A 20515-nucleotide genomic window follows, 5' to 3' on the forward strand; every position below is an offset into this window, starting at 1 on the left:
CACCACCCTGCCCCGGAGTCCGTCGTACGGCGACACCGGCGCCGGGGCGGCCCGCTAGGTGGTCTGCTCGCTCATTGTCCAGACGTGGCGTAGGGACTGGCCGGCGACGCCTTCTGGGTTCTGGGCGAAGCCTGCGACGAACTGGCTCATGTGTTGCTGCCAGCGCTGGTCGACCGGGTCGTCGCGCAGTTGTGCGGTGGCGGCCTCGAAGTCGTCGCACTCGACCAGATGGAACAGATCGCTGCCGCTGCGCCAGATGGACCAGTCGGCGATCCCGGCGGCGTGCATCACGGTGATCAGTTCCGGCCAGACGCGAGCGTGCTCGAGCTCGTAGGCCTCTTCGGTGCCGGGAATCAGCCGGCTGTGCAGAGCAAGGCGGGTCACAAAGGAGCAGAATACGCCGGTGGTGACCCTGCGTTCACGGCGTTCCACGATCGCGGTAGACCTCCGGCGCGGTGATTCACGCTGCGTCTCGGTCCTGATTCGTCCTGGCGATCCACGGCCGGTCCGGCGCGGACGAACGGCGTACCGGGGCCAACTGAAGGGGGGCTACCTGCGTCGTACTTGCAGGGGTTGAGTACTTTCGCCCTCGTGGCTGTGAGCCACACGCCGAAGACTGTTCCAGGTGTCCATCCGTCGTCGTGCGAGAGTTGGAAACGTGAAGCGAACCGCCGCCATCGTCTGCTTGAGTAGTCTGCTGATCACCGCTGGTTGTTCCGACAGCAAATCAGGAGCAGGTGGGAAGCCGGACCCGAACGACGAGAAGCAGGCGTCCGCCGAGGTGGTGAAGCAGTTCGCCGACGCCTGGGTGCAGGCGTGGGCGCCGGACGGGAAGCCGGACGCGGCAGCCGCGTTCACCGACAACCCGACGGTCTTCGGCAAGCGGCTCGACGACGTGGACAGCGCGCTGATCGCGAACACGGTGAAGGTGACGCCGCAGGGCGACCCGAAGTGCACCGACGGCACCAACTGCACGCAGGACCTGGCGGTCGAGGCCGAGCTGCGCGGCATCGGCACGATGAAGTGGACCAGTACGGCGATCGCGATCAAGACCGGCGACGCGTGGAAGATCAAGGCCTCCGGCGACACGATCTACCCGGGACTCGGCGACGCGAACTACCTCAAGCGCGTCCGGGCGCTGCCCGCGCGCGCCTCGATCCTGGACCGCAAGGGCGCCGCGTTGACGGCGAACCGTCCGGTCGTCATCGTCGGCGTGACGTCGGGCACTGTGGCGACCCCGGCGACGTACGCCGCCTTCACGAAGAACCTCGATGTGGACGGCGCGAAGCTGGCCGCGCGGGCGAAGGCGGCGCCGACCGGGCAGTTCGTCGAGGCGATCACGATCCGCTCCGAGGAGTGGAACCGGCTGCGGCCGATCATGGGCAAGCTGCCCGGCGTACTGACGATGGGCGGGACGCAGTCGCTGGCGGCGACAGCGACGTTCGCACGGTCGATCATCGGCACCATGCGGACCGCGACCGAGGACACGTTGAAGAACGCCGGCCCGAGCGCGTCGGCCAGTGACCAGGTGGGGACGACGGGCCTGCAGTACGCGTTCCAGCAGCAGCTCGCCGGCACGCCGGGTGGCACGGTCACGCTGCGGGACGGCGAGACCAAGCTGACGATCAAGACGGTCTTCAGCCAGCAGGGAACGGTCGGCAAGCCGGTGAAGACCTCGCTGGACACGAAGATGCAGCAGGCGGCCGAGGCCGCGCTGGCGACGAGCAAGCTGCCGGCGTCGCTGGTCGCCGTCCAGGCCTCCACCGGTCAGATCCTGGCGGCGGCGAATGGGCCGACGCCGGCCAGCTACAACCGCGCTTTCCAGGGCCAGTACGCCCCCGGGTCGACGTTCAAGATCGTCACGTCGGCGGCGTTGCTGGGCAGCGGCGAGACCGCGGCGACCACGCTGCCGTGCACGAACACGATCAACGTGTTCGGCAAGTCGTTCAAGAACTACGACGGGCTGGCGGCGTACGGCGCGGGCACGATGCAGAAGGCGTTCAACGAGTCGTGCAACACGGCGTTCATCTCGCAGCACGCGCGGCTGCCGAAGGACGGCATGACGAAGGCCGCGGCGATGTTCGGCATCGGACGCGAACTCGACCTGTCGATCTCGGCGTACGGCGGTTCGGTGCCGGCGCCGAAGGACGACACCGCCGAAGCGGCCTCGATGATCGGTCAGGGCACGGTCACCGCGAGCCCGCTGGCGGTCGCGCTGATCGGTGCGGCGGTCGACCACGGGACCGCGATGAAGCCGGTCCTGGTACCGGGCAAGGACGCCGCCGGGGCAGCCGCCTCTCCGTTGCCTGCGGCAACCGTTGCGGCGCTGCGAACCTTCATGCGGACCACGGTCACCAACGGCACCGCGCATCTGCTGGCGGGTAACGGTGCGGTGGCCGCGAAGACCGGTACCGCTGAGGTCGTCCAGAAGGGCAAGGTCGTCACCAACGGCTGGATGGTCGGCTACCGCGGCGACGTAGCCTTCGCCGTCATCGTCGAAGGCGGCGCCTCCGGCGGCAAAGCAGCCGGCCCCATAGTCCAAAACTTCCTCAGCCACACGAAGTGAGCTGTCACCACCCGGCTCTTCTGACCGAGGTGTGGGTGGTTTGGGACAGCTGATGGCGTGCGGGTTTGGGGAGCGAGGACAGATCGACAGGTAGTGCACCCGCGATACACCGCACACAGAAGGCACGCACGCTCAACTGCACTACCCGCCGACCGGATACCTCCTGTCCAACTGCACACCACCAGACATGAGACCCGGATAACCTCCGCCCGCCCCACTCGGCGCTTGTACGCTCAAGTCAAAGGAAGGGCACGCGGCGCACGCACCGCAGCAGGAGTGTCGGTGGGGCGGAATAGCGTCTGGGCATGGACGAGACGCAGCGGACTCGGGATGTCGTGGGGCGGTACTTCGCGACGATGGTGGGGCGGGAGTGGGACGCGTTCGGGGAACTGCTGAGTGCGGACGTGGTTTACGAGATGCCGCAGACTCGGGAACGGATTGTGGGGCGGGCGAAGTACCTGCAGTTCAACCGGGAGTATCCGGGCGACTGGACCGCCACCGTGACGCGATTGATCGTGGACGGGACCAGTGCGGCCGGATCGATGAAGTTCACCGTGGGTGACGAGGAGATGGTCGGGCTGGTGTACCTCGAGCTCGACGACGGGCTGATCACCCGGATCACGGATTTCTGGCCCGAGTCGTACGACCCGCCTGCCGGGCGGGAACACCTTGTGGAGCGGGTTGTATCGGGGACCGATCGAATCTCCTGAGAGTTGTACTCCGAAGACCCTGAGAGTTCGCTGAAAGCCCGGCGTTCCGGCGATTTCGTCACTTAGGGTTGCTGGATGGAGAGCCTGACCTGTCCCAAGTGCCGAGGCGCGATGCGCACCTACGAACGCAGCGGCGTCACCGTCGACCAGTGCGGCGAGTGTCGCGGGATCTTCCTCGACCGGGGTGAACTGGAGCGGCTGGTGGATGCCGAGCTCGAGTACAACAGCCCGCAGCCGCGCCATGAGGAGAAGCGGCACGACGACCGCCGGTACGACAACGATCGCCGCTACGACAACGACCGGCGGTACGACGACGACCGCCGCTACGACAAGGATCGCAAGTACGACCCGCGTTACGGCAACCAGCAGTACCCGCGCAAGAAGAAGAAGTCCTTCCTGGAAGAACTCTTCGACTGAAGTCAGCGGCGGAGGGCGATGACGGTCCCTTGGGCGATCGCGCACAGGGTGACGTCGCCCGACTCGTCGACGGTCGACAGCCGGCAGGTACAGGTGGCCTGCCGGCTGCCGGCGTGCGCGACCGTCGCCTCGGCTCGCAGTACGGCGCCTTGGGCCGGACGGAGGTAGCTGATCGTGAACCCACCGGTCAGCACCTCCGGGCCCAGCGCGGTACCGCCGGCGAAGGTGATCGCGTTGTCGGCCGCGTAACCGAGGACTCCCCCGTGCAGGAAGCCGTTCTGCTGCCGTAGTTCGTCCCGGATGTCCAGCTCGAGGGTCGCGGCGCCGTCGCCGAAGGCGGTCAGCCGCGCGCCGAGCAGCACGCTGAACGGTTGCGCAGCGAGCACCTTCTCGGCCAGTTCGAACGTCAGCTCCATGCCGACAGGCTAACCAGCCGGTGGCTACCCACCGCCACCAAACCTCGTGCCAGTGAACTTCGCTGCCGCCCGCAGCAGTTCCTCGCGGCTGCGGTACTGACTGGGCGAAACCCCGAGATACCGCCGGAACACCGAGGCGAAGTACTGACTCGACGAGAACCCGAGCCGGTGCGCGATCTCCGTGATGCTGTCGGGGCTCGCCGCCAGCAACCGTTCGGACCGTGCGACCTTGGCGCGCAGTACGTAGTCCTTGGGACTAGTGCCGAAAGACTCGGTGAAGAGCTCGTTGAAGCGGGTCCCGGACATCCCGGACACCTCGACGAGCTGAGCGGCCGTCACCGGCTCCTCGAAGTGGTCCTCGAACCACCGCAGCGCCCGCTGCAGACCCGGATGCTCCGCGGTATCGCCGTCGCCCTCGGACAGACCACGGACCAATTCGATCACCGCGGCTGTGCACAGGGACTCGCGCCAGACGCCGGTCAGCCAATCCTCGGCACTCGACGAGGAAAGCACCCGAGACAACAGGTCGATACTCAGCGACGAAGCCGGCCAGACATCACGCTCGATCCGGCAAAGCTCGTCGATCATCCGCGAGAGCGGCTGCCCGACCTCACCACGGCTCCGCAGGATGAGCCACAGCAGGTCGCCACGCGGTTGGGTGCCTGTCCCCGTCCGGTACCCGGCCCCCGGACGGATCCGCAGCACCTGGCCGGGACCGGCGCTGACGATCGAGCCGTCGATCACGAAGTCGATGCCGTTCCGCAGTGGCAGCGCCAGTACCAGCAACGTGTCGTGTCGCTGCTCCGGCAGCGGCTCGTGCGCGACCAGGTAGTGATAGCGGCCGAGACTGACGAACGGACCGAGGCCGCGCAGGTCCACGATCTCGCGTTCACTGGTCGACTCGACGTCGGGGACATCCGACGGCCTGTCAGCCATCGCGATTCTCCGCTGGTGATTTCCGAACGCGATCGCCGGCGTACGCCCGGAGGATGGTGTCCATGACCGACTCGACAGTCTCAGCTGGATCTGACATCGCGCAGCTCTTCGACCGCGACGGGTACGTCGTCCTGGACGGGTTGCTCAGCGCCGCCGACGTGGACCTCTACCGGGCGATCTACGACCGGTTCCTGTCCGGCGAGATCGTTGCCGGCGACAAACGATCCGACCTCGGTGCGGGGGCCCGATCGACTGGTGCCACCGAGAACATCACGCAGATCATGTGGCCCTCCGACGTGTACCCGGAGCTCACGTCGCTGCCGCTGCACGATCGCGCGCTGGCCATCGCCCGCGAGTTGATCGGCGCCGACGCCGTACTGGACTTCGACATGCTGATCGCCAAGGCACCGCAGACGGCGACGCCGACACCCTGGCACCAGGACGCCGGCTACTGGGTCGACCTTCCCGACGAGCGCGCCGCCTCGATCTGGGTGTCGCTCGACGACGCAACCGTCGACAACGGCTGCATGTGGTACGTCCAGGGCTCTCATCGCGGACCAGTCCGGCCGCATCGGTCCGCGGGCGCCGGCGGCGCGATCGAGTGCGACTGCTCGGAGGATGAGCCGGGCGCGACGCCCGTGCCGGTCCCGCCAGGGTCCGCGGTTGCGCACGGAGGACGCACCTTGCACTACTCGCGCGGCAACATCACCGACACTCAGCGCCGCGCGTACATCCTCAACTTCCGGCCTGCCGCGATGATCGCGCGGGAGCGCGAGCTCGGCATGGACCACGGCCGGACCGAGAACGTCCGGGAGGTCCGCAACACCCAGGCGGGCTGAAGCGCGACCCCCGGCAGCTACACCTGTCATGATGAAACTCTCCTGGCCGTCGCGAATGTCCGTAATACCAGCTGCGGACACCCGACCATCATGTCGTCAGTGAGAGGCAGTCAAGACCTGGGCCAGGAATTCAGTTCTGGTCGTAAGGGTGGACAGACTGAAGGAGTAGTTACGGACAACACCAGGACCGCGGCTGAGGCCTAGTGGCGGCGGCCGTGGAGGGCCGGCTCGCGCTCTTCTTCGGTCGTGCCGCCCCAGACGCCGTACGCTTCACCGACGATCAGGGCGTGTTCGCGGCACTCACGCCGTACCGGGCAGGTCCTGCAGAGCGCCTTGGCGAGCACCTCGCGGGCGTGTTTGCGCAGGCCGCGTTCGGACTCTGCGGCGAAGAACAGCTCCGGGTCGACCTCGGCGCAGGCGGCTTGGTCCTGCCAGGCCCAGTTCTCGAGCAGCGGGGACGGTAGGCCCTCCGGGGCCCTGGCCACCGCTCCGGCGGGCGGTTTGCGCCGTCTCATGACGGGCTCCTCGGCTGCGCTGTCATGGTGTGACACCTCGGCATCGGTCGGTCAGCCGCGGCTGGATCCACAACCGCGGGCATTCAATCTGGTACCCGTCCGCAAACCCTCGGGGCTATCGTCAGCACGTGACCACGCCTCCGGTGACCCTTCGCCCGATGACCGAGACCGAGTTCCAGCAGTGGAAGGAGCGCAACGCCGAGTCGTTCGCCGCCGGCATCGGACCGGCCCGTGGCCTGGACCCCGCAGAGGCGCTCGAGTTCGCGCATCGCGAGACGGACAAGCTCCTCCCCGACGGTCGCGCCAGCGAGAACACCCTGATCTGGATGGCCTGTGACGGTGACCAGGCGATCGGCAGCCTGTGGATCAGCACCAAGCCGAGGATCCCGTTCATCTACGGCATCGAGGTGGATCCCGGCTACCGCGGCAAGGGCTACGGCCGGGCGATCATGCTGGCCGGCGAGGAGGAGTGCCGGCGGCTCGGGCACACCCAGCTCGACCTGAACGTGTTCGGCAACAACACCACAGCGATCAGCCTCTACAACTCGCTCGGCTACACCGTCACCTCGCAGCAGATGCGCAAGGAACTCTGACGTGGGGCCGCGATGACCTGGTGGGTCCTGCATGTGGACATGGATCAGTTCATCGCCGCTGTGGAGATCCGGCGGCGGCCCGAGCTGCGCGGTCTGCCGGTGGTCGTCGGCGGGTCCGGGGATCCGACCCAACCACGGCAGGTCGTCGCCACCGCGTCGTACGAGGCTCGTGAGTACGGCGTGCATTCGGGGATGCCGGTGCGGGCGGCGTACAAGAAGTGCCCGCAGGCTGTGTACCTGCCGTCAGATCCGGCCGCCTACGAGGCGGCGTCGACCGAGGTGATGGACACGCTGCGGTCGTTCCCGGTCGTGGTCGAGGTGTGGGGCTGGGACGAATGCTTCGTCGGCGCGGAGACCGACGACCCCGAGCAGCTCGCGGCCGACCTCCGGTCCGCCGTCGCGGAACGGACCACGCTGACCTGCTCGGTCGGCATCGGCGACAACAAGACCCGCGCCAAGCTGGCGACCACGTTCGCGAAGCAGGCGCGGTCGCATGCGACACCCTTCGAGGACGCCAGTACGGCGGATGGCGCGGTGCAGCACCGTGAGGTCGACGGCGTCTACCGGCTGACCGGCGCGAACTGGCGTGAGGTGATGGACCACCGGGCCGTGCGTGAACTGTGGGGTATCGGCAGCCGGATGGAACGGAACCTCAACGAGCTCGGCATCGTCACCGTTGCCGACCTGGCCGCCGCGGACGTCGACGTACTGCGGAAGCGGTTCGGCCCGAACATGGGCGCCTGGTACGCCGCCCTGGGCCGCGGACTCGGGGACACCCAGGTGACCGACGTACCACGCGAACCGGTGTCGCGCAGTCGCGAGGAGACGTTCGCGGAGGATCTGGTCGAACGCGCCGAGGTGGAGGAGCAGTTGCGCCGGATCGCGGTCGAGGTGACGCGGGACGTGGTCTCCGAGGGTCGCAGCATCCAGCGGATCTGGGTCAAGGTCCGCTTCATCAGCTTCTACACCCCGATCAAGAGCCGGAAGCTTCCGGAGATCACCCAGGATCCTGAGGTCATCGCCGCCACGGCCCTCGCCCTGCTGGAGAAGTTCGAACTCCGCCGCCCCATCCGCCTCCTCGGCGTCCGCCTCGAATTCGCCAAACCTCAGGACAGCTTGTAGGTGCGGGTAGCCGTGGTACTGAAGACCGCTTCGCGCTCCGCGGGGCTCAGCCTGGCCGTCAGAGTCTCCGCTGTGTCGACCACCTGGGCGTACGTCGCGGCCAGCAGGCAGACGGGCCAGTCGGAGCCGAACATCACACGGTCGGGGCCGAAGGCATCTAGTACGACGTCGGCGTACGTCTGGAGGTCAGCCGGCTTCCAATCGGTCCACGATGCCTCTGTGACCATCCCGGAGAGCTTGCAGGTGACGTTCGGCAGCGCTGCCAGCTCACGCAGCTGACTTGCCCACGGCTCCAGGGGCTCACCGATCACGGGCTTGGAGATGTGGTCGACGACGAAGGTCAACTGGGGGCACGCGCGAGCGGTCGCGATGGCGGCCGGGAGGTGTGGAGTCTTGGTCAGGAGGTCGTAGACCAGACCGGCCTCGGCGACTGCGGCGAGGCCGTGCTGGACGTCGGGCCGGAGAAGCCAGTCGAGATCAGGCTCGTCGTGGACCTGGTGGCGGATTCCCTTCAAATACGGGCCATCCGGCCGGGCCAACAGCCCGGACAACGCCGTCGCCACGTCATCGGCCGTGAGATCGACCCAACCGACCACGCCCGCGACGAGCTCGTTGCCCGCAGCAACCTCCAGGAACTCGACCGTCTCCTCCACCAACCCGACGGTCTGCACCAGAACTGTCGCCGTGACATCCGCGGCCGCGGCCAACGGCGCCAGATCCTCGACGGCGAAGTTGCGCCGGATCGGGTCCAGCTCCGGGCCGGCCATCCAGCTCTGCTCACGGACGGTCAGATCCCAGACGTGGTGATGGGCATCGACTCTGCTCATGCCACTCTCCGATCGTCGATCGCGTCCCGGTCCCAGTCGATACCCAACCCGGGCGCGTCGGGCGCGACCGCGTGTCCGTCCACCACAGCCATCTCGGACCGCGTGATCGCCCGCAACTGCGGGATGTGCTCGACGTACCGGCCGTTCGGTACGGCGGCCGTCAGACTCACGTGCAGTTCCATCAGGAAGTGTGGGCAGATCTCGAGGTTGAACGCCTCGGCCAGGTGCGCGACCTTGAGCCACGGCGTGATGCCGCCGATGCGGGCCACGTCGGCCTGAACGATCCCGGCGCCACCGGCGGCGACGTACTCGCGGAACTGCGAGATCGAGTACAGCGACTCGCCCACCGCGATCGGGATCGACGTCGACTCCGCGAGCCGGACGTGGCCGGTCACGTCGTCGGCCGGCAGCGGCTCCTCGAACCACGACAGGTCGACGGCCTCGAACGCGGCGGCCCGCCGCTTGGCTTCGGCGTACGTCATCGACTGGTTCGCGTCGACCATGATGTCCAGCGCGGGACCGACCGCGTCCCGGACCGCCCGGAGCCGTTCGAGATCCTCGTGCACCCGGGACTTGCCGACCTTGAGCTTGACGCCCGGCCAGCCCGCCTGCTGAGACGCCAGCGCGCCAGCGACGAGCTCATCGGTTGTCAGGTGCAACCAACCGCCCTCGGTGTCGTACAGCGGGACCTGCTGCTGGAACCCGCCGGCCAGCCGCCACAACGGCTCACCGGCGCGCAGGCACCGCAGATCCCACAGCGCGGTGTCCACCGAGGCCAGGGCCAGCGAGGTGATCGCTCCGACCGTCGTCGCGTGGGTGGACCAGAACAGGTCCGACCACAACCCCTCGACGTTGCGCGCGTCGGCACCCACCAGTCGCGGCAGCAGGTGATCTCGCAGCAGCGCCAGCACGGCGGTGCCGCCCGTGCCGATCGTGTAGGAGTACCCGAGTCCCACCGCCCCGTCCGAGGTCTCCAGTTCGACGAAGACCGTCTCCTGCTTCAGGAAGGACTGCACGGCGTCGGTCCGGACCGTCTCGACCTCCAGGTCCACCAGGAACGCCTCGGCCCGGGTTACCGTCGTACCGGCCGGCAGCCCGACTGGTGCGATCCGGCGGGACAGAGTGGTCATGGGCGGCTCCAGATCCTATAGGATATTGCCAACCTGATGCTGCCGCCTCACACTGGACGCGTCAAGACTTGTCCAGGTAACGATGCGGGTCGGGCAGAATTGGCCTCGATCCACGATCGGGGCTCGGGCTTCGGAAGGAGCGACGGTGACGGATGCGCATGTGGGTCTGGCGGGGCAGCTTTCGCGCCTGCCCCAGCGACAGGTGTTGAGCGACGACGTCTACGAGACGGTCAAGGGCTTGATCATGGACAGCGTGGTGGAGCCGGGTACCCGGCTGAACATCGACGCGCTCACCCGCGAACTGGGCATCTCCCAGACCCCGATCCGGGAGTCGCTGGCGCGGCTGGAGTCCGACGGACTGGTGATCAAGGAGCCGCTGCGCGGTTACCGGGTGTCGTCCCGGCTGACCCGGGACGAGTTCGACGACCTGTTCGAGTACCGCCTGCACATCGAGCCGTGGGCTGCCGGGCGCGCCGCCCAGCGGGCCGGCACCGAGGACCTGGCCCGGCTGAAGGCCGAGATGCTGAGCTACACCGACGTACCGGACCGCCCGGCGTACGAGAGCTACCGGGCGATGGCGGCGCACGACCAGCGCTTCCACGACCTGGTGCTGGAGCTGTCCGGCAACGAGACCGCCCGGCTGTCCTTTGCGCGGACACACTGCCACCTGCACCTGTTCCGGCTGTACTACGGTGGCGGCATCGCGACAAAGGCGTTGCGGGAGCACAAGACTGTCGTGACCGCCGTCCGCAAGGGCGACCCGGAGGAGGCGGCCGCGGCGATGCGGGCGCATATCGAGGCCTCCCGGGCCCGGTTGCGGCCGATCTTCGACCAGGAATGACTCACCCAGGGAGATCTTTGTGGAACTGCTGCGCCTCGGCGCGGTCGGTGAGGAGCGCCCGTACGTGCGCGCCGCCGACGGCACCGTTCACGACCTGAGCTCCGTCACCGCCGAGATCGACGGCGCTTTCCTCGCCGCCGACGGCATCGCCCGGGCCCGCACCGCGCTCGAGGCAGGCGACCTGCCGGCTGTCGACGTCGGAGGGCTGCGGATCGGCGCCCCGATCGCCAGGCCTGGCGCGGTCGTCTGCATCGGCCAGAACTACGCCGCCCATGCGGCCGAGTCCGGCGCCGAGCCGCCGAAGCAGCCGATCGTCTTCTTCAAGACCCCGAACACGGTCGTCGGCCCGTACGACGACGTCCTCGTCCCGCGCGGATCGACCAAGACCGACTGGGAGGTCGAGCTCGCCGTCGTCATCGGCAAGCAGGCCCGGTACGTCGACTCCGACGCGGAGGCGCTGGCGTGCATCGCCGGGTACACGGTGTCCAACGACGTGTCCGAGCGGGCCTTCCAGCTCGAGCAGTCCGGCGGCCAGTGGTCCAAGGGCAAGTGCTGCGAGACGTTCAACCCGCTCGGCCCGGCGCTGGTCCCGGCCGACGAGATCGGCGACCCGCAGAACCTCGACCTGAAGTCGTGGGTCAACGGTGAGCCGCGGCAGGCCTCCAACACCCGGGACATGATCTTCAGCGTCGCGGCACTGATCCGCGACCTGTCGCAGTACATGACGCTCGACCCGGGCGACATCGTCAACACCGGCACCCCGGAGGGCGTCGCGCTGTCCGGCAGGTTCCCGTACCTGGCGCCCGGCGACACGATGGAGCTGGAGGTCCAAGGCCTCGGCCGGCAGAAGCAGACCCTCGGAAAGGCCTGATCCGAAACTGTCCCCGGCCGGCTCTAGTGTCGGCCGGGTGACCGATCATCTCGCCGACATCCGGACGTCGTACGACACTGTCGCCGTCTCGTACGCCGAGCTCGTGCAGGAAGGCCCGCCGTTCGAGGCGCCGACTCTCGACCTCTTCGCGAAGCTCGCCGAAGGCGCGCCGGTGCTGGACGTGGGGTGCGGACCGGGCCGGGTCGTCGGCCTGCTCGCTGACCGTGGTGTGCCGGTGATCGGAATCGACTTGTCCCCCGGGATGATCGACGTCGCCCGGCGGGACCATCCCGGTCTGGACTACCGGGTCGGTTCGATGACCGCGCTGGACCTGCCCGATGGCGAGCTCGGCGGAGTGGTGTCGTGGTGGTCTGTCATCCACCTGCCTCGCGACGTGGTCCCGCGGGCCTTCGCCGAGTTCCACCGCGTCCTGCGGTCCGGCGGGGTCCTGCTGGTCGGCTTCCACCTCGGTGAGGAGTCGACGCACAAGACCTCCGGGTACGGCGGCCACCCGATGAACATCTACGTCCATCGGTGGCTGCCTGAGGGACTCACCGCGATCGCGGTCGCGGCCGGCTTCACGCCGTACCTGGAACCCGAAATTCCTGAGGACTGCCTGCTCTTCCGGAAGTAGCCTCTGCGCATGACTTCGCACGTTCGCACGGTGACCTTCGACGCCCACGACCCCTACGAGCTGGCCGGCTTCTGGCTGCAGGTGCTGAGAGCGCCGCGCCCCGACGACGACGCGCCGGACGACCCGTACGCCGCCGTCGTCACGGACTCGATGACGCTGCTCTTCGGCCAGAACGACGACGAGAAGGTGGTCAAGAACCGCGTCCACCTCTGCCTCGAGCCGGACGGCCCGCGCGACGCGGAGGTCGAGTGGCTGCTCACCATCGGCGCCACCGTCGCCAACGACCATCGCGAACCCGACGGCACCGGCTTTGTCGTCATGCACGACCCTGAAGGCAACGAGTTCTGCGTACTCCGCAGCGCCGCCGAACGAGCCGCCACCAGCTGACCGTCAGGCCGCGGGGTCGGGCGAGGTCGGGTCGCCGGTTTCGACTGTGATCGTGCAGACCGACTCCGGACCGCGGTCGTCCGACAACGCTTCCTGGCGGACCGGGCCGACGTCGTGCGTCACCGTCGGTGTCTGGCCAGGGACGACGATCGCCGCGACCGCGAGCAATTCCGAGCGGAGGAAGTTGCGGGCTTCGGTGAGCGTCATATCCCGGTCTTACACCTTGGCGGTCACGCTGGCGACGCCAGACAGCGATTCGTACGTCAGGAGAAGGCTAAAGACCAGGAACCCTCGTGCAGCGAGAGCCGGACCCGGGCAAGCGGCCGGACGTCCACGTGCCGGAGCGACTCGGCCGGCGCGTCCAGGACGTACAGCACGGCCGCCCGCACGACCGCTGGATGGACGACGGCCACGACGGTACGCCGCTCACCGGACAGCTCACCGAGATCGCCGAGCCAGTCGGCGACGCGGGTGAGTACGTCGTTCTCCGACTCGCCGCCCGGCGTGGCGGTGTGCGGGCGCTCCAGCCATGCCGTGACCCGCTCCGGATCGGCCCCGAGCAGCTCCTCGAGTCCGCGCCCGGACCAGTCGCCGTACTCGCGGTCCCGCAGCGCCGGCTCGACGACGGGCGTCAGGCCGAGCGCCTCCGCGGTCCGTACGGCGGCCACCTCGGGACCGGCGAAGACCGCGTCGGCCTCGACCGTCAGCTCACGCGCGGCGTCGACACCGGACGGATCCGGCTCGTGGTCACCACCGAGCACAAGTCCACGCAACCCAGGGGTCAGGGCATGGGCGACCAGCGTCAACGACACGCTCAAGCGGCTACCACCTTCTGTCGGGACAGCCGGTGGTCCACCGCGGCGGCGTACCCGAATCCGAGCAGGAGCCACAGCGTCGCCTGCGTACCGAGTGAGGCGAACCGGAACTGCCACAGCAGCGTAGCGGGGAACGACCCCGGAACCTCGTTGATCGACGGCAGGATCTGGTACGCGATCACGATCGTGACGAGGAAGGCGGCCACGCCGCCGGCCAGCCGGGCGACGTCGCCGTACCGAGCGGCCCAACGCGATGCCGCGACACCGGCCCAGACCGCGAGCAGTCCGATCACGAGCGTCAGCAGGTAGGTCACCGTACGGCGGGTGATCGTGTCGGGATCGCCGACCGCGGGTGGATTCGGTGGATATTTGAGGAACGGAACCAGCACGATCCCGACGAAGCCGGCAGCGGCCAGGCCGAGAGCGGCGTACGGATCACGTTCGGTCCGCAGCCTGCGCCGCAGCAGCGTGAAGGCGACGGCGAAGATCCCGCCGAGCGCGATGCCGTACAGGGTGGTCGCGAGGAACAGCCCGGCCTTCTGGCCGTCGCGGCTGACGAGCGGTTCCTCTTCGGCGGCGGCTTCAGCACCGTCGCCATGGTCGTGGGTATGCGCGGCACCGGCCTCTTCGATCGCGATCGCGGCATCGACGTGCGGTTCGCCCGTCACGTACGCGAACGTTCCGGCCAGCAGGCCGGCGAAGAGTCCGATGATCAGTCCGCGCACCAGGAGCGATCCGAAGGTGCGCATGGGGCTAATGGCAGGGCACGCCGAGCAGATGGCGACCGTCGTGCATCAACTCGTGCAGGTACATGCCCGAGTGCGACACCGCACCCTGGTCGAACATGACCAGGTAGCCGAGCAGCAGTAGTACGCCGAAGCTGAGCAGAGCGGCGGCGAGGAGCCGGGGTGAATAGGCCGGTACGGCGACCGAGCGGGCAGGAGCTGCCATCTGAACCTCCTGGGGAAGTGCGCGTCCCCTTCGAAAGGCTGCTGGTGCCCGAGCGTCCTGACTCACGAGCTGAGCTCGCTCACAGTGGCGCGGCCGTGCCGGACTCTCACCGGCTTCCCTCATGGCACCGCAGGTTGTCCCCCGAACCGTAGCGGTGGGGATGGAGAGGGGTCAACGCGTGGGACAGCCGGGTGACGTTCCCCACCCCCGGACCTACTCTGGGCAGATGCCGTCCGCTCATCACCTGGTCGCCTTCGCGATCACCGCGTTCATCATCATCGTCGTCCCCGGTCCGAGCGTGCTGTTCATCGTTGGGCGGGCCCTCGCGGTCGGCCGCCGGGAAGCGGTGCTGACCATGGTCGGCAACACCATCGGGGCCGCCGTGATGCTGGTCGCGGTCGCCCTCGGACTCGGCACGCTGATCGCGGCCAGCGCGATCGCTCTGACCGTGGTGAAGCTCGTGGGCGCGGCGTACCTGATATATCTCGGGGTGCACGCCTTCCGCACCCGCAAGTCGCTGGTCGAGGCGATGACCAGCGGGATCAAGCCGGGCAACAGCCGGCGGACCATGCGCCAGGGCTTCCTGGTCGGAGTCACCAACGCCAAGACCGCGGTCTTCTTCGCCGCCGCGTTGCCGCAGTTCGTCGACAAGGGCGCGGCCAGCCCGGCCTGGCTCCAGATCCTCGTCCTCGGCCTGGTCTTCATCCTGATCGCGCTCTGCTCGGACAGCGTCTGGGCCGTGGTGGCCGGCACCGCGCGCGAGTGGTTCGCCCGCTCGCCGCGCCGGCTCGAACTGGTCGGCGGCACCGGCGGCCTGATGATCATCGGCCTCGGCGCCAGCATCGCCGTGACCGGCTCTAAGGAGTAGCGGTACGCCGGCCGGCCTGGACACCGAGCAGCGCGAGCACGGCCGGCAGACCGAACGCAACCAGGTACGCCGTCAGCGCGGAATGCGGCTCGAGTGCCGCGAAGAGCGAACCGCCGATCGCCAGGATCGTTGCCGTGGCCAACGAGTCGCTCAGCTGCGCGGCCGAGCTGTTGGCGCCCTGCTCCTCGCATTCGGAGTAGTCCAGCACGAGTACGGACAGCGTCGGGAAGACCGTGCCCATGCCGAGTCCGGTGAGGCTCCAGCCGAGGATGCCGACGACGACCGGCACGTTGTCGTTCAGGGTCAGCGTGGCGGTCACGATGCCGAGCAGGATCGCGACCATGCCGGCCTGCAGGAAGACCGAGTGCGAGAACGGCTGGTGCGGGCGGCCGCGGTACCACGAGGCGGCGGTCCAGCTGAGTGCGCTGACGGTCAGCACCAGACCGGCGACGGCCGGGGACAGGCCACGCTCACGGGTGAGCATCAGCGGCAGGAACACCTCGGCACCGAAGCCGGACGCCGCGACCAGCCCGCGCAGCGCGACCACCGACGGCAGACCGCGTCCGAAGGTGAAGGTTCCACGCGGCAGCAGCTTCGGCGCGAAGGCGACCACGCCGCCGAGCCCGACAGCGAGCAACGCGAGCTGGAGTACGCCGTGCTGCTGGCCGCCGTAGTGGAGCAGACCAACCCCGACCGCCGCGGCGACCGCCCACAGCGCTCGCTTGTCCCACAGCCGTCCCGGGAGGGGTTCGTGTGTGCTGCCTCTGAGCCCGGGCCGCATCACCAGCGCTGCCGGGATCGCGAGGGCCGGCACGGCGAGGAACACGATGCGCCAGCTGGCGTTCTCGACGATCAGGCCGGCGATCGCGGGACCGACCAGCGAGGGAACGACCCAGCCGGTCGCGAAGGCGGCGAAGATGCGCGGCCGCAGCCGGGCCGGGTACAGCTGCCCGACGACGACGTACAGCGCGACCGTGAGCAGACCTGAGCCGAAGCCCTGGATGATCCGGCCCACGACCAGGATCTCCATGCTCGGAGCCAGGCCTGCGATGATCAGACCGGCCAGGAACCAGGCGGTCCCGTGCCAGAGTGGCCGGGTCGGGCCTTTGAGGTCACTCCAGGTGCCCGAGACGACCATCGCGATCACGCCGGAGGCGAGCGGTCCGCCGAAGGCGAGTGCGTACAGACTGAGTCCGTCGAGCGCTTGCGCGACGGTCGGCATCGCGGTCGTGACGGCGAGCGACTCGAACGCGACCAGGGTGATCAACGCGACCATCCCGACCGTCAGCGCGCGGTACTGCGGCGCGAGAACGCCGCCGGACGGGGCCGGGGTGCCCTGGTCGAGGGTGGGCTCGGCAGCAATGGTCATGCCAAGCACCCTCAGACATCAAGGGCACTTGAAGTCAACCCCGAGTCAGAGAACGGCTGCGAGCACCAGGGCGAGGATCGGTGGAACCGCCTGGGTGGCCGCGGCCCGCGCCATCCGGCGGTCCGAGGCGATCAGGACGATTCCGGCACCGGCCATGCACGCGCAGCTGAACAGCGCGATGGCGTGGCCCTCGTCCCCACCCCAGATCAGGCCGCCGATCGCGCCGATCGCCAGGAACAGGTTGTAGAAACCCTGGTTGAAGGCCCACGGCCGCGCGGCCGCCGCCTCCGTCTCGTCCTTGATCAGGAAGCGGTGGTACGTGCTCGGTTTGCGGAACAGCAGGCTCTCCATGGCGAACACCGCGAGATGGAAGACCCCAGCCAATACCGCGAACACCTGCGCGACAACGCTCATGCCGGAAACGTACCGGGTTCTCAGCCGCTCCAGTCGAAGGCGCGAGCAGGGTTGGTGGTGAAGACCGCGTCCGCCACCTCGGCACCCAGCCGCCGCGCGATCCGCGGCCGGAGATGGGTCAGCAGGTAGGGCATGCCGGGGCCTTCACCGGTCGCGCCTCGCGCACGGGCCGTCGTCGTGTCGCCGCCGAGCAGCAGCCGGTCGGCGTACCCGGCGTCGGCGAGCGCGGCCAGGCAGTCGATCAGCCACGGGTCGGTCGCGTGATTCGCCCGCGACGGCCCGTCGAACGCCAGCCACGCACCCCGCTCGGCCAGCTCGAGATGCCCACGATGATCAGGGAAGCGGTTCAGGTGCCCGAGGATCACACTGGCGGGCGGTACGGCGAGTTCGTCCACCAGCAGATCGAGTACGGCGTCCGCTGCGGTCCCGAGTTCGTGATGAACGGCGATCGGTGCGCCGGTCGCGTGGTGCGCCTCGGCGGCGGCCCGCATCACCCAGCGGGCATGGGAATCCAGCACATGGTAGCCACCGGCAACCTTGATCAACCCGGCGCGGACCGGACTGTTGCCTATGCCAACGGCTAGCTCGGCGTGGAAGATCTCGGCCAGCTTCGGACGGACCTGGTCGACGAAGCCTTCCGGGTAGAGCTCGGCGCGGTGCAGGCCGGTGGCGGCGATCAGCGAAACGCCTGCGGTGGTCGAGATTCCGGGCAATGCGTCGACTCGACGCCCCAGACCGTGCGGGGTCCACTGCACGATCGCTTGACCCCCGGCCGCGGCGAAGGCTCGCGTCTCGGCCAAGGCCGCGTCCACGTCGTCCAGCTCTTGCCCGGCGAGGAACGGCGTACTGAAGAACAGGTGGTCGTGCGAGTCGGTCACGCCGAGCTGGTCCGGTCCGATGTCACCGGTGACGGTGCGGATCACTGCGCCTCCTTGTAACGGTTGAAGCGTTACTAACGTAACGGTCGAGGCGTTACGATGTCCAGGTGATTGATCGGATGGAGTTCCGGCTGGATCTCGGCGCGACGTGGCTGAACCTGCTCGCCACGCGCGGAACGCACTTCGGGGAGAACCCGGTGGAGCGGGTGCCGACGGTCGAGCGGTTCACGGAATGGCTCGACCTGATGGAACTGCGGCCGGTGCGGAAGGTGACGTCGGCGGACCTCGAGCAGGCCTGGGAACTACGGGAGATCCTGCGACCGATCGCGCTCGCGACGGTGGACGGCGTACCCCCTGATGCGGCGGCGGTGGAGGCGCTGGCGACGTTTCTCGAGGGCGACTCGCCGCTGCTGACGGTGACTGATCGGCTCGAACGCTCCCGTCCACGGACGACGGCGGACGCGCTGTCCCGGATCGCCCGTCAGGCCGTCGATCACCTGACCGGTCCCGAGCGCGCCTTCCTCTCCGCCTGTCCCGAACACGACTGTCGCGGCGTGTTCACCGACCCCACCGGCCGCCGCCGCTGGTGTCCCAACCCCACCTGCGCCACCAGAGGCCGGGTCCGAGCCCACCGGGCCCGCAAACACGCGGAAAACCGCCGGCCAAGCTGACTGAGAGTCAGCCCGACCGACGGTTGCCTACAGCAACTTCAAGAGCTCCGGCAGGACGCGTGGCCTCCGGCAGACGACGATCCCTCCCCGGCCGACGCCGCGGCGACAGCCGGGAATGCGATCAGCGGCTCCGGCGGGAGGCGCGGGTGCCGGCGGAGAACGCGGCCGCTCCGCCCGACCGCGAGGTCGAGCCGGCCGCGGGAGCCGGGCGCTTGGCAGACCCCGAGGAGGCTGCGCCGCCCGGGCGGCCTGCGCCGGGCGCCTGAGCACCTCGGCCACCACGCCGGCGGCGACCACCACCACGACCCCCAGCACCACGACCGCCCGCACCGCGGCTGGCGGAGCCGGACTCCGCCGAACCTCGGCCATTCGACGAACGGCCTGGAGCGGCCGCCCCCGCGGCTGCGAGCTGCGGAGCGACGAACGTGCGCTCGCCCGGAGCCAGCTCGGAGAGCAGCGGGTCGCCGGTGGTGAGCTTGGTGATGGTCGGCGCGATACCGGCCTTGCGGGTGAGGTCGCGCACGTCGCGAACCTGGGCGTCGGTCATCAGCGTGACGACCGTACCCTCGGCGCCGGCGCGGGCAGTCCGGCCGGAGCGGTGCAGGTACGCCTTGTGCTCGATCGGCGGATCCGCGTGGATCACCAGCGCAACGTCGTCGACGTGGATTCCACGGGCCGCGATGTCGGTGGCGACGAGTGTCTTCGCCGTACCCTCCGAGAAGGCTTCGAGGTTCCGGGTGCGGGCGCCCTGGGACAGGTTGCCGTGCAGTTCGACCGCCGGCACGCCCTGCGCGATCAGCTTCTTGGTCAGCGACTTCGCGCCGTACTTCGTCCTGGTGAAGACCAGCGACCGTCCCGGTGCGGCGGTCAGGTCGACGAGCACGGGCAGCCGGGTGTCGGGCTGGACGTGCAGCACGTGGTGGGTCATCTTCGAGACCGGCGACTGCGCCGAGTCCACGCTGTGCGTGACCGGGTCGGTCATGAACCGCTGCACGAGGACATCGACGCCCGCGTCCAGCGTGGCCGAGAACAGCAGCCGCTGCGCTCCTGCCGGGGTCGCCTCGAGGATCCGCCGTACCGCGGGCAGGAAGCCGAGGTCCGCCATGTGGTCGGCCTCGTCGAGCACGGTGATCTCGACCGCGTCGAGCTTCACGTGCCCGGCCTGGAGATGGTCCTCGAGCCGTCCCGGGCAGGCGACGACGATGTCGGCACCCTTGCGCAGTCCGGTGATCTGCGGACCATGGCCGACACCACCGAAGATGGTCATCGTGCGCAGGTCGAGCGCGTCGGTCAGTGGCGTGATGGACGCCTGGATCTGGGTGGCCAGTTCGCGCGTCGGCGCCAGGATGAGCGCGCGCGGGTGATTCGGACGCCGCTTGGTCCGGCCGGCGGCCAACCGGGCCAGCACGGGCAGCACGAAGGCGTAGGTCTTGCCGGATCCGGTCCGGCCGCGGCCGAGAACGTCCTTGCCGGCCAGAGCATCCGGCAGCGTCGCCGCCTGGATCGGGAAGGGCTTGGTCACCCCGGTCGCCGCGAGCGCGGCCACCAGGGACGGCGGTACGCCGAGGTCCGCGAACGTCAAGTTGTCCGGGACAACTACTTCCGCGACCTGTTCGTAAGCCTCCCGTGTGACGGCCTTGTTGCTCTGAGCAACCTTCGGCCGGGGGGCGCCGTCGGAACGGCGACGCCGGCGGGGACGGGAGGTGGAGGGTGTTTGGGCAGATGGCGTTGATGTCGGGCGGCGG

At 68.9% G+C, this 20515-nt stretch carries 26 protein-coding genes and 1 riboswitch; of the genes, 12 read left to right on the forward strand and 14 right to left on the reverse strand.

The window, feature by feature from the left end:
• Nucleotides 1-54 precede the first annotated feature (54 nt).
• Complete coding sequence (locus tag AB0I34_RS35705) at nucleotides 55-384, reverse strand: L-rhamnose mutarotase (protein WP_360454002.1); 330 nt, start codon at nucleotides 382-384, stop codon at nucleotides 55-57.
• A gap of 274 nt (nucleotides 385-658) precedes the next feature.
• On the opposite strand from AB0I34_RS35705, the gene AB0I34_RS35710 reads away from it, so the two are divergent.
• The 3 genes from AB0I34_RS35710 to AB0I34_RS35720 all read left to right on the forward strand — a co-directional run bounded on the left by AB0I34_RS35710 (nucleotide 659) and on the right by AB0I34_RS35720 (nucleotide 3693).
• Nucleotides 659-2566 carry a penicillin-binding transpeptidase domain-containing protein gene (locus tag AB0I34_RS35710; RefSeq protein WP_360454005.1) on the forward strand — a complete coding sequence of 636 codons (1908 nt, stop codon included), beginning with the start codon at nucleotides 659-661 and terminating at the stop codon, nucleotides 2564-2566.
• Between the two features lie 305 nt (nucleotides 2567-2871).
• Nucleotides 2872-3276, forward strand: coding sequence for a nuclear transport factor 2 family protein (locus tag AB0I34_RS35715; protein WP_360454008.1), 405 nt, complete (start codon nucleotides 2872-2874; stop codon nucleotides 3274-3276).
• A 75-nt stretch (nucleotides 3277-3351) separates the two neighbouring features.
• A complete protein-coding gene (locus tag AB0I34_RS35720) occupies nucleotides 3352-3693 on the forward strand; it encodes a zf-TFIIB domain-containing protein (protein WP_360454011.1) in 342 nt (113 codons plus the stop codon).
• 2 nt (nucleotides 3694-3695) lie between these two features.
• On the opposite strand, the gene AB0I34_RS35725 is transcribed toward AB0I34_RS35720, so the two are convergent.
• The gene (locus AB0I34_RS35725; protein ID WP_360454014.1) at nucleotides 3696-4109 is read right to left on the reverse strand and encodes a PaaI family thioesterase; all 414 of its coding nucleotides are present in this window, start codon (nucleotides 4107-4109) and stop codon (nucleotides 3696-3698) included.
• A 24-nt stretch (nucleotides 4110-4133) separates the two neighbouring features.
• Entirely contained in the window at nucleotides 4134-5045 is a 912-nt protein-coding gene (locus tag AB0I34_RS35730; protein WP_360454017.1) for an AraC family transcriptional regulator, read from the reverse strand.
• A 62-nt stretch (nucleotides 5046-5107) separates the two neighbouring features.
• On the opposite strand from AB0I34_RS35730, the gene AB0I34_RS35735 reads away from it, so the two are divergent.
• A complete protein-coding gene (locus tag AB0I34_RS35735; RefSeq protein WP_360454020.1) occupies nucleotides 5108-5884 on the forward strand; it encodes a phytanoyl-CoA dioxygenase family protein in 777 nt (258 codons plus the stop codon).
• A 200-nt stretch (nucleotides 5885-6084) separates the two neighbouring features.
• Here AB0I34_RS35735 and AB0I34_RS35740 read toward each other — a convergent pair whose 3' ends face one another.
• Nucleotides 6085-6399 carry a WhiB family transcriptional regulator gene (locus AB0I34_RS35740; RefSeq protein ID WP_360454023.1) on the reverse strand — a complete coding sequence of 105 codons (315 nt, stop codon included), beginning with the start codon at nucleotides 6397-6399 and terminating at the stop codon, nucleotides 6085-6087.
• A gap of 158 nt (nucleotides 6400-6557) precedes the next feature.
• Here AB0I34_RS35740 and AB0I34_RS35745 point away from each other — a divergent pair, with 158 nt between their 5' ends.
• Both AB0I34_RS35745 and AB0I34_RS35750 read left to right on the forward strand, forming a co-directional pair.
• Nucleotides 6558-6992, forward strand: coding sequence for a GNAT family N-acetyltransferase (locus tag AB0I34_RS35745; RefSeq protein WP_360454025.1), 435 nt, complete (start codon nucleotides 6558-6560; stop codon nucleotides 6990-6992).
• Nucleotides 6993-7004: 12 nt separating this feature from the next.
• A complete protein-coding gene (locus AB0I34_RS35750) occupies nucleotides 7005-8114 on the forward strand; it encodes a DNA polymerase IV (RefSeq protein WP_360454028.1) in 1110 nt (369 codons plus the stop codon).
• Here the strand turns inward: AB0I34_RS35750 and AB0I34_RS35755 are convergent.
• A complete protein-coding gene (locus tag AB0I34_RS35755; RefSeq protein ID WP_360454030.1) occupies nucleotides 8099-8941 on the reverse strand; it encodes an amidohydrolase family protein in 843 nt (280 codons plus the stop codon). The two genes, AB0I34_RS35750 and AB0I34_RS35755, sit on opposite strands and share 16 nt — an antisense overlap.
• Nucleotides 8938-10071 carry a mandelate racemase/muconate lactonizing enzyme family protein gene (locus tag AB0I34_RS35760; protein WP_360454032.1) on the reverse strand — a complete coding sequence of 378 codons (1134 nt, stop codon included), beginning with the start codon at nucleotides 10069-10071 and terminating at the stop codon, nucleotides 8938-8940. Before AB0I34_RS35760 ends, AB0I34_RS35755 begins: the two co-directional genes overlap by 4 nt.
• 145 nt (nucleotides 10072-10216) lie before the next feature.
• On the opposite strand from AB0I34_RS35760, the gene AB0I34_RS35765 reads away from it, so the two are divergent.
• The 4 genes from AB0I34_RS35765 to AB0I34_RS35780 are packed head-to-tail and all read left to right on the forward strand — an operon-like array spanning nucleotide 10217 to nucleotide 12804.
• Nucleotides 10217-10912, forward strand: a complete 696-nt coding sequence (locus tag AB0I34_RS35765; protein WP_360454034.1) for a GntR family transcriptional regulator — start codon at nucleotides 10217-10219, stop codon at nucleotides 10910-10912.
• Between the two features lie 19 nt (nucleotides 10913-10931).
• Nucleotides 10932-11783 carry a fumarylacetoacetate hydrolase family protein gene (locus tag AB0I34_RS35770; RefSeq protein ID WP_360454037.1) on the forward strand — a complete coding sequence of 284 codons (852 nt, stop codon included), beginning with the start codon at nucleotides 10932-10934 and terminating at the stop codon, nucleotides 11781-11783.
• A 37-nt stretch (nucleotides 11784-11820) separates the two neighbouring features.
• A complete protein-coding gene (locus AB0I34_RS35775; RefSeq protein WP_360454040.1) occupies nucleotides 11821-12417 on the forward strand; it encodes a class I SAM-dependent methyltransferase in 597 nt (198 codons plus the stop codon).
• A gap of 9 nt (nucleotides 12418-12426) precedes the next feature.
• Nucleotides 12427-12804, forward strand: a complete 378-nt coding sequence (locus AB0I34_RS35780; RefSeq protein WP_360454043.1) for a VOC family protein — start codon at nucleotides 12427-12429, stop codon at nucleotides 12802-12804.
• A gap of 3 nt (nucleotides 12805-12807) precedes the next feature.
• On the opposite strand, the gene AB0I34_RS35785 is transcribed toward AB0I34_RS35780, so the two are convergent.
• From AB0I34_RS35785 to AB0I34_RS35800, 4 genes are read right to left on the reverse strand one after another with little or no spacing between them, the layout of a single operon-like run.
• Nucleotides 12808-13011 (reverse strand): hypothetical protein, encoded by a 204-nt coding sequence (locus tag AB0I34_RS35785; protein ID WP_360454046.1) that lies wholly within the window; start codon nucleotides 13009-13011, stop codon nucleotides 12808-12810.
• Nucleotides 13012-13067: 56 nt separating this feature from the next.
• Entirely contained in the window at nucleotides 13068-13616 is a 549-nt protein-coding gene (locus tag AB0I34_RS35790) for a histidine phosphatase family protein (RefSeq protein WP_360454238.1), read from the reverse strand.
• Between the two features lie 2 nt (nucleotides 13617-13618).
• Nucleotides 13619-14368: a CbtA family protein gene (locus AB0I34_RS35795; protein ID WP_360454049.1), complete on the reverse strand. Its 750-nt coding sequence runs from the start codon at nucleotides 14366-14368 to the stop codon at nucleotides 13619-13621.
• Nucleotides 14369-14372: 4 nt separating this feature from the next.
• The gene (locus tag AB0I34_RS35800; protein ID WP_360454052.1) at nucleotides 14373-14570 is read right to left on the reverse strand and encodes a CbtB-domain containing protein; all 198 of its coding nucleotides are present in this window, start codon (nucleotides 14568-14570) and stop codon (nucleotides 14373-14375) included.
• Between the two features lie 52 nt (nucleotides 14571-14622).
• A riboswitch (cobalamin riboswitch) is annotated at nucleotides 14623-14688 on the reverse strand.
• 108 nt (nucleotides 14689-14796) lie between these two features.
• Between AB0I34_RS35800 and AB0I34_RS35805 the strand changes: the two genes are divergently transcribed.
• Nucleotides 14797-15438, forward strand: a complete 642-nt coding sequence (locus AB0I34_RS35805; protein ID WP_360454055.1) for a LysE family translocator — start codon at nucleotides 14797-14799, stop codon at nucleotides 15436-15438.
• Here AB0I34_RS35805 and AB0I34_RS35810 read toward each other — a convergent pair.
• Genes AB0I34_RS35810 through AB0I34_RS35820 form a run of 3 tightly spaced genes read right to left on the reverse strand, consistent with a single transcriptional unit; the run spans nucleotide 15428 to nucleotide 18144 of the window.
• On the reverse strand, nucleotides 15428-16807 hold the full coding sequence (locus tag AB0I34_RS35810) for an MFS transporter (RefSeq protein ID WP_360454058.1): 1380 nt from the start codon (nucleotides 16805-16807) through the stop codon (nucleotides 15428-15430). The genes AB0I34_RS35805 and AB0I34_RS35810 overlap by 11 nt on opposite strands.
• 45 nt (nucleotides 16808-16852) lie before the next feature.
• Nucleotides 16853-17221 carry a DUF1304 domain-containing protein gene (locus tag AB0I34_RS35815; RefSeq protein ID WP_360454061.1) on the reverse strand — a complete coding sequence of 123 codons (369 nt, stop codon included), beginning with the start codon at nucleotides 17219-17221 and terminating at the stop codon, nucleotides 16853-16855.
• Between the two features lie 20 nt (nucleotides 17222-17241).
• On the reverse strand, nucleotides 17242-18144 hold the full coding sequence (locus AB0I34_RS35820; RefSeq protein WP_360454064.1) for a hypothetical protein: 903 nt from the start codon (nucleotides 18142-18144) through the stop codon (nucleotides 17242-17244).
• 62 nt (nucleotides 18145-18206) lie between these two features.
• On the opposite strand from AB0I34_RS35820, the gene AB0I34_RS35825 reads away from it, so the two are divergent.
• A complete protein-coding gene (locus tag AB0I34_RS35825; protein WP_360454067.1) occupies nucleotides 18207-18770 on the forward strand; it encodes a CGNR zinc finger domain-containing protein in 564 nt (187 codons plus the stop codon).
• Between the two features lie 121 nt (nucleotides 18771-18891).
• Here AB0I34_RS35825 and AB0I34_RS35830 read toward each other — a convergent pair whose 3' ends face one another.
• Nucleotides 18892-20352 (reverse strand): DEAD/DEAH box helicase, encoded by a 1461-nt coding sequence (locus AB0I34_RS35830; protein ID WP_360454071.1) that lies wholly within the window; start codon nucleotides 20350-20352, stop codon nucleotides 18892-18894.
• Between the last annotated feature and the right edge of the window lie 163 nt (nucleotides 20353-20515).

This window comes from Kribbella sp. NPDC050281 (assembly GCF_040655855.1).
Taxonomy (GTDB): Bacteria; Actinomycetota; Actinomycetes; order Propionibacteriales; family Kribbellaceae; genus Kribbella.